The 14,378-nt window shown below is 55.1% G+C and carries 13 protein-coding genes; 6 read left to right on the top strand and 7 right to left on the bottom strand.

The annotated features are described in order from the left end of the window. Positions 1-35 precede the first annotated feature (35 nt). From J7412_RS19015 to J7412_RS18995, 5 genes are read right to left on the bottom strand one after another with little or no spacing between them, the layout of a single operon-like run. Positions 36-941, bottom strand: coding sequence for an SMP-30/gluconolactonase/LRE family protein (locus tag J7412_RS19015; protein WP_209080466.1), 906 nt, complete (start codon positions 939-941; stop codon positions 36-38). Continuing rightward, the gene (locus J7412_RS19010; RefSeq protein WP_247744011.1) at positions 938-1,915 is read right to left on the bottom strand and encodes an ABC transporter permease; all 978 of its coding nucleotides are present in this window, start codon (positions 1,913-1,915) and stop codon (positions 938-940) included. The genes J7412_RS19015 and J7412_RS19010 overlap by 4 nt, the downstream gene beginning before the upstream one ends. Continuing rightward, positions 1,912-2,838, bottom strand: a complete 927-nt coding sequence (locus tag J7412_RS19005) for an ABC transporter permease (protein ID WP_209080464.1) — start codon at positions 2,836-2,838, stop codon at positions 1,912-1,914. The genes J7412_RS19010 and J7412_RS19005 overlap by 4 nt, the downstream gene beginning before the upstream one ends. After that, a complete protein-coding gene (locus J7412_RS19000) occupies positions 2,835-4,307 on the bottom strand; it encodes a sugar ABC transporter ATP-binding protein (RefSeq protein WP_209080462.1) in 1,473 nt (490 codons plus the stop codon). Before J7412_RS19000 ends, J7412_RS19005 begins: the two co-directional genes overlap by 4 nt. A gap of 3 nt (positions 4,308-4,310) precedes the next feature. After that, positions 4,311-5,324, bottom strand: a complete 1,014-nt coding sequence (locus J7412_RS18995) for a substrate-binding domain-containing protein (protein WP_209080460.1) — start codon at positions 5,322-5,324, stop codon at positions 4,311-4,313. A gap of 209 nt (positions 5,325-5,533) precedes the next feature. Between J7412_RS18995 and J7412_RS18990 the strand changes: the two genes are divergently transcribed. From J7412_RS18990 to J7412_RS18975, 4 genes are all read left to right on the top strand, one after another. Beyond that, positions 5,534-6,727 (top strand): ATP-binding protein, encoded by a 1,194-nt coding sequence (locus J7412_RS18990; RefSeq protein WP_209080458.1) that lies wholly within the window; start codon positions 5,534-5,536, stop codon positions 6,725-6,727. Then, on the top strand, positions 6,724-7,449 hold the full coding sequence (locus tag J7412_RS18985) for a response regulator transcription factor (protein WP_209080456.1): 726 nt from the start codon (positions 6,724-6,726) through the stop codon (positions 7,447-7,449). Before J7412_RS18990 ends, J7412_RS18985 begins: the two co-directional genes overlap by 4 nt. 236 nt (positions 7,450-7,685) lie before the next feature. Beyond that, positions 7,686-9,602, top strand: a complete 1,917-nt coding sequence (locus tag J7412_RS18980) for a hypothetical protein (RefSeq protein WP_209080454.1) — start codon at positions 7,686-7,688, stop codon at positions 9,600-9,602. Continuing rightward, positions 9,566-11,017, top strand: a complete 1,452-nt coding sequence (locus J7412_RS18975; RefSeq protein WP_209080452.1) for a hypothetical protein — start codon at positions 9,566-9,568, stop codon at positions 11,015-11,017. Before J7412_RS18980 ends, J7412_RS18975 begins: the two co-directional genes overlap by 37 nt. A gap of 27 nt (positions 11,018-11,044) precedes the next feature. Here the strand turns inward: J7412_RS18975 and J7412_RS18970 are convergent, their stop codons facing one another. Next, positions 11,045-11,995, bottom strand: a complete 951-nt coding sequence (locus J7412_RS18970; protein WP_209080450.1) for a YcaO-like family protein — start codon at positions 11,993-11,995, stop codon at positions 11,045-11,047. A 78-nt stretch (positions 11,996-12,073) separates the two neighbouring features. On the opposite strand from J7412_RS18970, the gene J7412_RS18965 reads away from it, so the two are divergent. Continuing rightward, positions 12,074-12,400 (top strand): hypothetical protein, encoded by a 327-nt coding sequence (locus J7412_RS18965; protein WP_209080448.1) that lies wholly within the window; start codon positions 12,074-12,076, stop codon positions 12,398-12,400. 32 nt (positions 12,401-12,432) lie between these two features. After that, positions 12,433-14,061, top strand: coding sequence for a hypothetical protein (locus J7412_RS18960; RefSeq protein ID WP_209080446.1), 1,629 nt, complete (start codon positions 12,433-12,435; stop codon positions 14,059-14,061). A gap of 14 nt (positions 14,062-14,075) precedes the next feature. Here J7412_RS18960 and J7412_RS21905 read toward each other — a convergent pair whose 3' ends face one another. Continuing rightward, positions 14,076-14,333: a hypothetical protein gene (locus J7412_RS21905; RefSeq protein WP_247744010.1), complete on the bottom strand. Its 258-nt coding sequence runs from the start codon at positions 14,331-14,333 to the stop codon at positions 14,076-14,078. Positions 14,334-14,378 lie beyond the last annotated feature (45 nt).

The following is a 14,378-nucleotide window of genomic DNA, read 5'->3' as shown; positions in this document are numbered from 1 at the left end:
CCCAAAGCGCCATCTGACTGGCGACACGAGAACGCTTAGCTCGCTCCGGTATTCACGAAAACGGAATAGACTGAGGTTGTAGCGGTGATGAAGAGGACATTCCCGCGCTCGCCACCAAAGGTGAGGTTGGCGACCCGTTCAGGGACCAAAACCTTGCCAATCAGATCCCCAGTTGGCGCAAAGATGTGCACGCCATCATTAGCGGAGCACCAGAGGTTGTCATGCTGATCGACACGTAACCCATCTGGTAAACCGTTGTCGATTTCCGAAAAGTCGCACACATTTGCCAACGCTCCGTCTGACATAACATCATAGACTTTTAGAATTGACGGTACTGACGCATCATGGCTACTGCCAGACTCCGCCACATAAAGCCGACTTTCATCCCTAGAAAAAGCCAACCCATTGGGCTGAACAAAATCTGTTGCAACCGGTCTGATCCCCTGTCCGTCAGGGGCCACGCGGTAGACGAAATTACCCTCTTGCTCAGGATCAGCACGGCTGCCCTCAAGATCCGAAAGGATTCCGTAAGTGGGGTCAGAAAACCAGATCGAGCCATCGGAATGAACAATCACATCATTGGGGGAATTTAGCCGCTTCCCGTCATGGGAATCTGCAATGACTTTTTGGCTTCCATCATGTTCTGTGCGGACCACCGAACGCGTTCCGTGCTGACATGTCACCAAACGCCCCTGCAGATCGCGTGTGTTGCCGTTGGCAAAATTCGAGGGCGTGCGGAATACGCTGGTCCCGCCATCCGGTGTCCAACGGCAGAGACGCTGGTTCGGAATATCTGAAAACAAAAGCTGTTTATGCGCAGGAAACCAGACGGGACCTTCCGTCCAGACATGTCCGCTAGAAATCCGTGTCAGGCTCAGATTTTCGTGAATCAAATCACGGAACTCGGGCTTAACGATGTCATAGAGCTGTGCACGGGTCATGCATTGTATCCTTTCCGACTGGCAAGCGTGACGACGCACACAATCACAAGCCCCGTGAGGATGAGTCGTATCCCGGCCCCCAGACCATATGAATTCAGCATCGAAACGATCAGGAACATGAAAAGCGCTGCTCCCCAGATACCGGGGACGTTCGAATTACCTCCGCCGATCGAAGACCCACCGATGACGACGACGGCAATCGACATCAGCATGTATTCGGTTCCCATGTTCAGGTTGGCCCCGCCGGAAAAACTGGCCAGAAGAAATCCGGCAAGCGCGGCGCAGACAGCAGAGTTCACATAGACGGCAAAGCGTACGATGTTTACTGGCACTCCGCTCAACCGTGTTGCGCGCAGATTTTGCCCGATGGCAGAGATCCAACGCCCCGCAATGGCCCTCTCCAACAATACATATGCGAAAACTGCCAGTGCGATCCCGACCAATGCTACATTGGGCACACCCAGTGTGCCCCCCGTTGCGAACTCCGACAAAGGTTCGGGCGGTTTGATCCGCAAGCCGCGGTTCGACCAAATCGCCAGAGATTGATAGAGAAACGATGCCGCCAGCGTGGCAATGATCGGTGGGATGCGCAACAGCAGGATCAGGGCGAAATTCAGAATTCCGCAGCCCATGCCCACACCGATCGCAATTAAGAGCCCGGGCAGGATCAGCTCGGCTTGCGTGTCCATGAATTTCAGTGCCAAGGTCGCCGCCAGCGTCATAGAGGCGGGGATCGACAAATCAACATTGCCCGGGCCCATGGTGATAACAAGCATCTGCCCGATACCGACAATGGCCGAAAAAGACGCAAAGGTTAGTGCCGCATAGAGAAGCGATCCAGCTGCGGACCCTGCAACCAAGCTGGTCGCAGCAAATGTCAGCGCCGCCGCAATATAAGCCCAAAGCCAAGGTTTGCGGATCAGGTCAGAAAGCCGATTGGCGCTTGGTTCTAAAGACAACATCTTGTCAGTCATGCGGTAACCCCGTTGCGTACAAACAGCAGCCGGACCGCCAGAACCAGTATCAAGATCGCGCCCTGCGCACCAATTTGCCAATCCGGTGACAGGCGTAGAAAAGACAGAAAACTGGCCGCCAATGTCAGTGTCAGCGCACCAATCACAGCCCCAAACGGCGAAATGCGCCCGCCGACAAACTCGCCACCACCCAAGATCACCCCAGCTATCGACAAGAGCGTATAGCGCAGCGCGATATTGGCATCGGCGGCTGTCGTGAGCCCAACCAGACACATGCCCGCCAGCACCCCGAACAGCCCCGCCAAACCATACGCCCCCGCGCGCAACTGGACGACAGACCAGCCCGCCCGCTCCATTGCGCGTTCATTTCCTCCGAGCCCCTGCAAGACCACGCCGACCCAGGAACGTTTGATCAGCACATGCACCACAAAAGCAATGATCAGAGGTACTATCACCGCAATCGGAACCAGAGGTGTTTTGAAAACCATCAAAGCCTTCAGCCACTCAGGGGAAGCGCCACCGGGGGAAGGCAAGATCAACACAGCCAGTCCGCCCCAAACGAAAGACATACCCAGTGTCACCACGATGGCTGGCAGCCCGCGCAACTGTATCAAAGCTCCCAGCGCGGCGTATCCCAGAATGGCAAGCAACAGGATAGAGTAGCCGATTAGTGGCGTGTCATGCACAAATGTCGCTGTCACACAGGCACAAAAACTGACAAAGGCACCGATGGAGAGGTCAATATCATTGACCATGATAATCATCATCTGGGCAATCGTCGCCAAGGCAACAGGGATCGCCAGATTGAACAGCAGATTTAGCCCGAAATAGCTCATGGCGCGGGGTTGTAAGTAGAAGACGGCGCCCAAAAGCACCGCCAGAGACAGAACAGGCAGCAGTAATCGCATCCGCTCAGCAGTCATTTGGCGGCCTCCTGCATTTCGAAGGAAGCACGCAGGATATTCTCTTCGGTTATTTCTTCGCCAATCAACTCTGCTGCAACTCTACCGGTCCGGAACACAAACACCCGGTCGCACTCCAAAATTTCGTCCGTTTCCGTTGAATACCAAAGAAAGCTACGCCCCCTGGCAGCTTCATCTTGAAGCATCTGATAAACTTCTTTCTTAGTGCCCACATCTACACCGCGCATTGGATCGTCCATCAGTACGATCGGTGCAGCAGAGGCAAGCGCGCGGGCAAACAGCACCTTTTGCTGATTGCCGCCTGACAACGACAGGATCGGATTGCGTAAATTATCGGTGCGAATACCGATCCGCTCTTTCCAGCTCTGCACCAATCCAACCTCTGCGCCATGATCCACCATGGCCCTACGGCTGAACTCGTTCAGGGTGGTCAGTGAAAGGTTGCGTAGGATCGACCAAAGCGGCATCACCCCATCACGGGAACGGTCGCCGGCGACAAATACGACTTCCGGCGTCTTTGCCGTTTTCCACAAGGGAGAATGATCAAAGTAAATTTGCGCCAGCGCTTCGGCCTGCCCATGCCCGGCTAGACCGGCAAGACCTACAATTTCGCCTTTACGAGCGCTCAAGCCGTTTTCGGCGCGGATCACTTCATCTCCGAGCGGGCGGCTAGCACGATCGACCACCGCCTCATCATGATCTGGTGCAACATGGCCCATCGCATCCACGATACTGCTACGTGTAAACGCTCGGGCAGGTTGATCGGCAACAATTTGGCCGTTTTTCATGATGATGATCCGGGTCGCGACCTCAAAAATCTCTCCCATCATGTGAGAGATAAACAGAACAGCCCCGCCTGCAGCACAAAACCGGTTGATGTGAGCCAGCAATTGCTGAGCAATCGTAGCGTCGAGCGACGATGTTGGCTCATCCAGAATAACAAGGCTGGGTTCGCTATCCCGATCGGCAAACGCAATGGCGATCTCAACCATCTGCCGTTGCGCAATGGTCAAAGCACCCACTGTGGCATGTGGGCGGATGTCATGCCCGGGAAAAACCAAATCCAGCGCATCAGTAACTTTTTGCTGCGCAGTGCGCCGCCAATTTCTACGCGACATGTTCCGGTACGGGATCCGCAGGTTTTCCAGAACGGTAAGATTTGGACAAAGGGATAGCTCTTGAAACACGCTACGAATTCCAGCGTTTCGCGCGTTCTCACTGTTTGTCATCGCGATATTTGCATAGCGATGCGTCACAGCTCCACCTGTCGGCGAAAGCCGTCCGTTGATCACATTAGCCAAGGTCGACTTACCCGCGCCATTGTGCCCCACCAGACCAACACATTCCCCGGCTGCCACGGTCATCGTGGCTTGGCGCAAGGCATGAACAGGGCCAAAGGACATATCCGCCGAGTCGAGCGAGACAACCGGCGCATCTAGTGCGCCGGGTATCGTTTGCGTATCAGGCATAAATTATTTGGCCGCCGCAATCACGTCTTTGGCCTGTTGCAGCGTGTATTCCACGTTTGCGACCGACCCCTTAGGGGTGGTTCTAAGTGCCCCTTCCAGAGAGGCTTCCGAAATAGTCAGGAATGGTACGGTCAAATCCTTGGGAACGTCATTTCCATCGAGAACCTGTTGTGCCACCCAAAATGCGAGTGTGCTGACACCCGGTGCAATGGACAGCGAAGTGGTCTGATACCCGTTGGCCGCTTTTTCGTCAGCCCACCATTGCAATTCATCCTGACGATTGCCCATCACAATGGTCGGCATCGCACGATCCGTTGCGCCAATCGCCTGCGCGGCGCCATATCCATCGCCCCCTTGGGTCACGACGCCTACAATATCGGGCAGGCTGGGCAAAATACCGGCAACCGCTTTCTGCGCCACGTCCTGAGCCCAATCACCATGAACCGACCCGACAATTTCGAAATTCGTGTTCTTGACTTCATCATGAATGCCCGCGCTGATCTCGTCGTCAACAAAAACCCCAGCAAGTCCACGGATCTCCAGAAGGTTGCCGCCATCGGGATAGCGCTCAGCCAAGTATTTAACCTGCTCACGTCCCATCTGCTGAAAGTCGACAGCAATGCGCCATGCACAGGGCTCTTGCACAATACCGTCAAACGATACAACGGTAATGCCTGCATCGCAGGCCGCCTTGACTGCGCCGTTGATGGCTGTCGGCGACGCAGCGTTTATAACGATAGCGTCATATCCCTGCAGGATCATGTTCTGAATTTGAGCCGCCTGTTCGGTGGCCTGGTTTTCGGAAGTCGTGAACGCGTCAGCGGCAGCAACGACGCCATCAGCCACCGCTGCGTCACCATTCTTCTGCCAGCTTTCAAGCATCGCCTGGCGCCATGAGTTCCCCGCGTAGTTGTTGGACAACGCAATACGTTTGTCTGATGTGTCTGCTATGCCAGGTGTCGCAGCCAAAGCGGCTAATCCAGTCGTAGCACCCAATAAAATGGCCTTAAGTTTCATGGTATCCTCCCAGAGCGGCCACACTGCCGCACATGCATTCTTGCCCCCAAAAGGGGCCTGCGCGACAAAGATTCCGAGTTTCGGCAATAAGGGTAAGAGTAGTCCGCGCGCATTGCTTGCGGCTTCCCGCAAAGAGGCTGCGGCAACCCGCATGACACGCGGTATCGCTCTGGCTATAGTCTCAAGGCCTGCTTTGCAAAGGGTCTTAAATGGCTGATCTTGCCTATTACCTGCGGATCTCAAACCATCTGGCGGGAAACCTCGATATCAAATCCGCGCTGCGCTCGGTCAAATCCGAGATCGACCGCATTTTGCATTTGGATCACTTGGATGTATGTCTCGTCGATGAAAACGGGCAGCTCAACACCAGTTACGAAGTCGGCCTGCGCACCAGTTGGAGCCGTACGCGCGCTCCGGTCGCGGTATCACCGGTGCGCGATATCCTGACCGGCAAGTGTGACAGCCTGCTAACTGGCAACGCCTTAGAAGACCCCCGTTACATATTTGAAGGCGCTGATGCAGGGCCGATCATCCGGCACCAGATGCGCAGTCGTGTCAATGTCGCAATGAAAGTGCTGGGCCGTACGATAGGCGCCCTCAACTGCTCATCCCAACAGCCAGACTACTACGACAACAACGCCGTCGAGCAGGTACGCAATATTGCCGATATTTTAGCACCCTATTTTTATGCGTTGCGCGCCACCGAACAAGCCAAACGCGAGGCCATTATGCGCGCTGAAGTGCAGGCGCGCGAAGAAGGCTTGCGGCTTGGGGCGTCAAGTCTGACCGATGCTCTGGAACAGGAACGCCAGCGGATTGGCATGGACCTGCACGACCAAACGCTGGCGGACCTGACGCGGATAAGCCGCGAGTTGGAATGCTGCAAATCGCAGCGAGATATTGCCGCTTTGCGCGACCATATGCAGAGATGCATTCAGGATTTGCGAACCATCATAGACATGTCGATCCCTTCTCTGTTGGAACTTTTCGGGTTTCAGCACGCAGTTCGTACACATTTGGAGCGCGCCGTAGGGCCGGACCAGCAACTGGAGATTGATGTACGCGACTTGTCAGATGGGCTTGTCGATCAGTTGCCCCAAGCAAAACGGATCGCACTGTTTCGGATCGCGCAAGAGGCGATTAACAACGCTGTTCGCCACGCACAGGCGCAATCCATCACCGTCGAGATCGCCTGCCGCGACGGTTTGTATCTATCGGTACACGATGATGGTCAAACACATCCCGCACTGGAACCGACAAGGGCATCGGGCGGCCTGATGCATATGCGCACCCGCGCCCGGCTCATCGCCGCACAATTCGATATCTCTTATTCCAATGGCACCGAGGTCATTGTCTGTCTGCCGACATCAGAGTGCACCAGCAAGGACGAGATTTCAGCATGAAGATTCTCCTGGTTGAAGATGATGCCATGCATGCCAGCTACCTCACGGAACTGGTCTCCGAAGCGCTGCCTGAAGCTATAGAAGTGGAATTGGCTACAAACGGGCGCGAGGGTGAACAGATGGCTCGCGACGACGCTATCGAAGCGATTGTGATGGACCTGCGCATGAAAGCGCGCAACGGGATTGAGGCCGCGCGTACGATTTGGTCCGAACGACCGAGCACGCGCATTCTCTTCTGGTCAAACTATTCTGACGAAGCTTATCTGCGGGGTATTGCGCGGATCGTCCCGAAAGAAGCCGCCTATGGGTACGTCCTCAAAACCGCGAGCCCCTCTCGCATGCAACTGGCCCTACGCGCGGTGCTGCTCGAAGGCCAGATCATGGTCGATCGCGAGATCCATCAGTTTCAAAGCGAACAGAGCCGCTCAAGTGAAGCATTAACCGAAGTCGAGCTAGCAATTCTCTCTGATTTGGCGCTTGGACTGCCGGACAAGATCATAGCGCAGCGCCGCAAACTCGCCCTACGGACTGTGCAGAACCGGTTGCTGTCGATCTATGAAAAGTTGGACGTCAACGACCTGCCCCTGGCGCATGCTGATGTAGCGATCAACAAGCGCGTCAGGGCAGTGTCAAAAGCGATGCGCATCCACATATTAAATACCGAAGTCATCGCATCTGCCGAAAAAGACCTTGGTGAATGGTTAAGCAAGGCGACTTTTTGACCCTGAGTTTTGAGTTTGCCATTTAGCCTATCGCTCAATCACCGGTAATTCCTAGCTGACTAATCCGCCAATCCATTACCTAGCCTCGCTACGCGCAAGATTTTCGGAGAAAGAAAAATACCAAAACCGTCCTAAATTTCGGTTAAGTTTTTCTCAAGGTAACGATCCCAGCGAAATCGGTAACGATCCGGTAATGCCGCCTGTTCTTGATGCACCTACACACCAAGGAGGGCATCATGACTAAAGAGGCAAATGTTGCTTACGCCACCGCTAGAATTCCAGAATCAAGTCAAGTGGTCGAGGCACTCAAGTGCCGCGCGGCAGCCATTCCTCTGAGTGCTTTGGCCGTAGAAACCCGCTGCAACGGCGAGGCAGACGCATTTCCCGGCACATGGCCAACGCGGTTTTCCAAAGGATTGGAGCACAATGCTTTCGGAATCGTCACAACGTATTCCTACAATAACTTTTTTGAAGAAATTTCAGATCCTAGCTACACCGACAACATGGGCAACCGGATCGCACTTTTCGATTCACCGGCCTACTGCGGCAGCTTCCAAACCCGCCCCAATGCGGAAGGTAGTGAATTTTCTTGGCGCAATTGGGACATGCCCTTTGCGTACCATCAATTGGTCGCGCAAGCACCAGAAGCAAATTCTGTTGCCTTGGCGCCGGCGCCTTGCCTGGGGTCGGATGAGTTGGCAGCCGAAATGGCTGAACTTTATGCCATGGCGTATCTCCGGGATCTTTCCTTTGAAGCCATGCGGACCAGCAAGACTTCTCAGCGAGTCGCTGCTGCCTTATCCAATATGCCTTGGTTTGACCCTGAGCAAACGCCAACCGATGCCGACGGCAATCCGCTCAGCATGGTCTCCTCCAACAGGCGCACACGAGATGGCGAAAACCTGACGCCGCAAACTCTTTTCCGCGGGTCAAGTGCCGGTTGCGCCGATGGTCCTTATGTTTCGCAGTTTTTACTCCAAGGGGCTGCGGCGCCAGAAGAAAAAAGCGCTCAAATAAAGATCGGGCGTTGGGACCCGCGGATTATCGAACGTGCACCCGGAGTGGATTATCTGCGCGACTGGGCAGAGTGGCTGGATGTTCAAAACGGCGCCAATACCAAAAAAGAGCGCGCTGCGTTCGAAGGCACAAAAAAGTATATCGAAACGCCGCGTGACCTAGCCACGCTTGCCTGCACTGATGCCTCTTGTAAGCCCTATCTACATGCAGCCGCATTGCTGTTTGATTGGAATACCAATAGTGATCTTGGCCTATCCCAAAATGAGGATACCCGGCATTTTGACGGCTCGGGAGAAGCGCGTCTTTTGTCTCTTTTGTCGGAGACCGCCAAACGGGCGCACAGGGCCTCTTGGCAACAGAAATTTGAGACGCACAACCGGGCACGCCCCGAAAAACTAGGCAGCGTCGCTTGTTTGATTGAAAACGGCTATGGCGCGGAGCTTGGTGCGGCGGAGGCGATGGCCGCTCAGCATGTGGACAAGCTGGGGTCGGCCTTTTCCAATGACTTCAACCTGATTGAGGCGATTGTTGCCGCTCCCTCTGAACGACGCTTCAAGCACAACACACGCTCTTGGAGCCGCCTGCCCGAAATGACACGTAACCTATTACTGCCGATGGCTTCTCCGGGGGGATCGCCCATGCATCCTTCCTATGGGGCCGGGCATGCAACGATAGCTGGCGGGTGTGTGACTGTACTCAAAGCATTTTTCTGCACCCATGACGCAGACCAGCGGCCGACGTCGTTGAAAGAGGCGGGTGCGCCCGCTGCATTTGTGCCGGAAGACGGAGGCCTGAACCTAAAGGAAACAAAGGTTGACGATGCGCCTGAAGTGCTGACCTTGAACGGTGAGTTGAACAAACTGGCTGAAAACATGTCCCTAGCAGGCTGCATGGCCGGTGTGAATTATTATAGCGACAGTTTCGACAGCCTGCGCATGGGCGAGCGGATTGCTGTCGGCATCTTAGCGGAACATATGGTGACCTTTTGCGCCGACGTGACCATGACGCTTGAAACCTTCGATGGTGACGTTCTGACGATCTCTGGCAATGGGGCCGGCAGCTCTGAAATCCGCGTATCTGGCTGTAGCCTGAGTGATTGGTGGACCCGCCACCTGCCACCGCAACCCCAATCGTGACAGGCGAGCAAAAACGACATACCGGCGAATGCCTCAGTGGAAACGCCGGTGAATTCCTCTCCCCCCAGCAGAGCTTGCCCCAATCTATGCTCTGTGGGAAGGCGCGGCAGCAGGGACTTTCTTGCGGCCGCACTAACTTAATCCCGAATTGTTTGAGGGACGTAACGATGTACATTTTTCAGTCGCCAGGACGCGCGGATCCAGATGTAAGCGATGCGGTTCTTGCCGTATGGAACGACACTATACTCGACAAGATAAATTCGCACAAAGCCAGCCCCTTTTTGGTCACTGACCCGTCGCAGATCGCTGATGGCAAAATCGCTCATTCTATCAAATGGCCAGCGAACCCGCGTGAACCCCTGGATTGTCTCGGCGAAGAACTGGCTGTTCAACTTTCGGACTGGGGATGGCCCGGACGGGCAGAGCTGCATAATGAATACCTGGAATATGCGCTGATCATGCGCCCTGACAGCGATGGAAATCTGCGGCCCAAACGGTTCATTGCAACAACCGAACTGATGGAGTGGTGGCAAGCGATGGCGGTTCATGACCTGCCTTACTTCCTGCAGTGTGTAACCAGTATCACTGGCCGACGTTATGAGGCCGAAGAGCTGTTTGGCATCCCTGAGCAGCAATGGAATAGATTAACTGTCAAAACCCGCACCGAGATCTTCCGCAGAAGGTTGGTTGGGTTCGGCAGGGCACAACCGCCCGAACACCCATTGAATATGGAACATGTGCTGTTCATGGCCGAAAACATCAACGGGCTCAGCGATCTGATTTTTGTCGTGCATTTCGGGTCATTTCCCTATGCGGTCAATCAGGATGGCAAACGCAGACGCGCCAAACTGGAAGAAATCTTCCTGTCGGTAGATCGCGAAGATCTTTATTGCCGTAATGCTGATACCGGCGCAGCTCAGGCAGCCTACGATCAGGTTTTCTTGCGCGGCAAAAACCCGCCTCAGGGGCGGGTGATGGCCTTTGCCAATCCTTTGGGGGTTTACCTGCGTGCGCTCAGAACCAACGATCTGAGCCTTGATGGTCAACCGGTGCCACAAGAATGGGTGCGCTTTTCTCGAGGAACAGACGGCATGATGATGCGGCTTGAGTTTGGCCCCGGCGACGAGGATCCGCATTTTCTGGATGACCTGCTTTGGACCAATGGGGCGCGAACGTCACCCGTGTCAGGCTACCTTTTGGCGCGCTTGATTGAGGTGGGACCGCTGGTTGTGATCGGAGATACGCCGCGCCCGATCGCCAATGATGAGTTTCGCGACATCCCCACGCGATCGTGTGCCTCAATTACCCGCGGACTGCCGAGCTATGAAAGATGCAAACAGATTGCCACCTTTGCTGATCAATATGAAAATCCGCTAGGGGTGGTTCCTGGCACGCGGGGTTTGCGCGAAAGTTAACGCAGCCCTAGCAGTTTGATGAGCTCATCAGCTCCTAATCGGCACGGCCTTCACAACAGGCAGCGGTATGTCTGCGGCGGTCATGTCAAACACAGCAACTGGTTTGACCAAGACATCGGCCACGTACTCCAGAGCGCGATTAAGATCGGGTGGCAAAGTTTGCCATGCTTCGCGGCTAAACTCTTGCTGTGGTGACATCGGCCGATCCCCTCGCGCACCACGGTAGAGCTCAAAAAAACGCGCCTCCTCAGCGTCCATATCCTTTGGCGTGACCCCTTTGTGTTCCAAAGTGACCATATTGCGCCACGACACGATTGCTTCCCCTGCCGCGCTCAACGCGCCCTGCTCCAAGTCGTTGTCAAAAGCCGTGCCATAACTAGGTCGCCCGTCATCGAAATCACTGCACACGACGCGCACAAGTAGCCCAATGTCGGGGACCGGCTGCACATGAATGTCGAGTTTACGCAAATGCCGCGCGAGCCACGCATTTAGGGCTTGCGGCAAACAGTCTGGCGCGACGCGGTGAGTATACTCCCCCTTCTGATCCAAGGCATGCTCAAGGCATTCATAGACTGCGCGCAAGGCAGCATCAGCATGTGTTGGTCCCGCTGCGGCTCCTTTGGAAGTAACCGAGCCAATGGTATCTGGCGCCCCAATCGCCAAGGCCGCCCTCGGCATTTCGTGTAAACCCCCATCTGACGCCATCAGACTGTGGCAAGTCTGGTCCTGATCTGAACAGTATTGCAGGGCATAACGCTCAATTGCCTCAAAACCCGACAATCGCGCAGCCTGTTCGGGAGTATCCGCTACCCCGAAAGCCACCCGGCGCTTCATCGCTCCTGGCGGAGAAATGGTACCCTCACGCAGCTCGATCAACCGAAACGCCACATGAATTGGGGCGTTGTCAGGAAAGTCAGCGAAGGATGGTTCGGAAACAAGCTTCCCCGTTTCGGCACTTTGAATGAATGTGTCGGTCATTTTCAGTTCCGGCAAACTGCTTAAGCGGCTATTAACTATTATTATTGAACCAGAAAAAGGACTTTTGGAATGGCACGATTGAAACTGAATGACAGTTTCTCACTTAAGGAACTTGGCCACGCAATTCTTGAACTGGCGGCCGCGTCCGATCAGTCGCAAGGCTCAAACCGCGAAGCAGGCGAAAAAACCATTCGGGGCATGTTCGCCGGCACCAGCGAAAGCGGCGAGTCCCTGAACCCGGAGATTACTTTTGTCTACGATAGCCCAAAACAGGTTCACGTGGTGATCCCGGATATCTCCTCAAAGAGAGGCAAACCCGAACCCTCTCCTTTGGACGAGTATGATCTGCGCGACATCGCAGCCGAAGCTATGGGTGAAATCTCGGTCCGCGGGTGCGGCAAATAACAAAGGCTTTGCGGCCTGTCTGACGGATGACCATGAGCCAAGCTCGAACCAAGATTTTCCTTTCGGGCCCGTTTCAGATCATCTGCGATGATGGGCGGGACGCGACGCCGCGCGGCACCAAGGCCAAGGCGCTGATCGCGCTGGTCTTGTTGTCAAAGAACACGGTCCGCAGCCGGGTCTGGATTCAGGACCGGCTGTGGAGCACAAGCGCTCCGGCGCAGGGAGCGTCTTCACTGCGCAAAGAGCTGAGCGTGCTGACCAAACATTTCGGCAAGTTCGGCCTCGATTTTCTGGAAATCGATCGAGAAACCGTTTCCATCAAATTGGACACGCTCGAAGTCGATTTGTTTGATGAGCAATTGTTGCCGGACCGCTCTGAATTGCTCGAAGGACTGGACGTCGCGGATCCGGAATTTGAGGACTGGCTGACCGTAGAACGGCAGGCCTATTGGGATCTCGAAACAAGTGAGGAAACCCCTAACGGATTGCCGTTTCAGCCAAGAGGGCTACCCCAATGGGGACGTCAGCGCCCCACCGTTATGGTCGAACAGATGGAGCAAGTCGGCAATGATGCCGAATTGGATATTGCAGCGAGCTCAATCCACGACGAACTAATGTTCTTACTCGGAACGCTTTCCGATGTGATTGAATTGCGGGATGCCAGCCGCCAGGAAGGCCCGGTCGAGGGGTACATCTTAAGCGGGCGGGTGATCATCGGCGCCGAGGGTATGCGTGTTTCTGCTCAGTTGACCTCGTCACTCGACAAAACCTGTCTTTGGGCGGGACGTTTCCGGTTTCAGGCACAAGACACGTTTAATGCCGTCGAAGAAATTTCAATGCAGGTCGTACAGGCCTTGCAGCTGAACCTGCGTGACGGCCACTGGTCCGATATCTGGTCCTCGCGCACCACCACAACCGAAATCTGGACCGCCTTTCAGCAGGGTCGCATTCAGGAAGGCCACACCACACAGCACGGACTAAAGCGCGCAATTCAACAATATGAGACCTGTCTGTCACTGGATGAGGGCTATTTGCCTGCCCACGTGGCGATCGGGTTTTGCCGGTTAGACATGATCCGACTGGGTATGGACACCACGCCTGAGCAAACACTCAATCAGGTGATATCTACCTGCCAGTCTCTGCGTGCAAGCCACCCCAATGACGCTTATTGCGCAGCACTTGAGGCATTTACCCGCAATGTCGCTGGCGAAACCGGCGAGGCTTGCAGCCTTATGCAACAGGTTCTGGATCAGTTTCAGAACAGCCCCGAACTGCTCGGATATCATGCCGGACTTCTAGGGTATGACGACCAACTCGACGGCGAGATCGCCCTGTGCCGTCAAGCCCTCGCACTTACCCCCCACCCGCCCATCTGGATTGAGGCCAATTTGGCCATGGCGCTGGCCTTATCCGGCGACCAGAGTGCCTGGCAACACGCACATAATGTGCTGCGCGTCAGCCCAGACAGCGTACGCGCGCGTGTAGTGTTGTGCGTTCTGTCCGCTGACGCAAACAACCTGCCACTCGCCCGCAGACACGCCCGCCAGATCCGTGACCTGCAACCCAGCTTCACCGCAGATAACTGGGCCTGGCCGACATGTTTCAAGAATGGTGAGCATTATACATGGGTTGCGAGTCTCCTGCGCGTTGCCGGGTTGTGAGCAGTGACCAATACTTAAAGGTCGGTGATGGTGCCTTCGAACAGTTCGGCAGCCAGTCCTATTGTCTCCGACAAAGTTGGATGAGGGTGCACGGTCAATGCGATATCTTCTGCATCCGCTCCCATCTCTATCGCCAAGGCGATCTCAGCGATCAGATCGCCCGCGCCCTGACCAACAACACCCCCTCCAAGAATCCGCTTGGTATCGGGGTCAAAGACCAATTTAATCGGCTCCTCTTCGCGCCCCATGGATGATGATCGGCCCGATGCCATCCACGAAAAATCGTTTCTAAAATTGGTGTCCTGCGCTTTGGCTTC

This window comes from Shimia sp. R9_3 (assembly GCF_017743755.1).
Taxonomy (GTDB): domain Bacteria; phylum Pseudomonadota; class Alphaproteobacteria; order Rhodobacterales; family Rhodobacteraceae; genus Shimia.
Note: the sequence above shows the minus strand (reverse complement) of the source record. Positions and strands in the feature narration are given on the sequence as shown.

Bases quoted from the DNA above. Each gene is read 5' to 3' on its own strand.
- J7412_RS19015 (WP_209080466.1), bottom strand. From the start codon at position 941: ATGACCCGTGCACAGCTCTATGACATCGTTAAGCCCGAGTTCCGTGAT.
- J7412_RS19010 (WP_247744011.1), bottom strand. From the start codon at position 1,915: ATGACTGACAAGATGTTGTCTTTAGAACCAAGCGCCAATCGGCTTTCT.
- J7412_RS19005 (WP_209080464.1), bottom strand. From the start codon at position 2,838: ATGACTGCTGAGCGGATGCGATTACTGCTGCCTGTTCTGTCTCTGGCG.
- J7412_RS19000 (WP_209080462.1), bottom strand. From the start codon at position 4,307: ATGCCTGATACGCAAACGATACCCGGCGCACTAGATGCGCCGGTTGTC.
- J7412_RS18995 (WP_209080460.1), bottom strand. From the start codon at position 5,324: ATGAAACTTAAGGCCATTTTATTGGGTGCTACGACTGGATTAGCCGCT.
- J7412_RS18990 (WP_209080458.1), top strand. From the start codon at position 5,534: ATGGCTGATCTTGCCTATTACCTGCGGATCTCAAACCATCTGGCGGGA.
- J7412_RS18985 (WP_209080456.1), top strand. From the start codon at position 6,724: ATGAAGATTCTCCTGGTTGAAGATGATGCCATGCATGCCAGCTACCTC.
- J7412_RS18980 (WP_209080454.1), top strand. From the start codon at position 7,686: ATGACTAAAGAGGCAAATGTTGCTTACGCCACCGCTAGAATTCCAGAA.
- J7412_RS18970 (WP_209080450.1), bottom strand. From the start codon at position 11,995: ATGACCGACACATTCATTCAAAGTGCCGAAACGGGGAAGCTTGTTTCC.
- J7412_RS18960 (WP_209080446.1), top strand. From the start codon at position 12,433: ATGAGCCAAGCTCGAACCAAGATTTTCCTTTCGGGCCCGTTTCAGATC.
- J7412_RS21905 (WP_247744010.1), bottom strand. From the start codon at position 14,333: ATGGCATCGGGCCGATCATCATCCATGGGGCGCGAAGAGGAGCCGATT.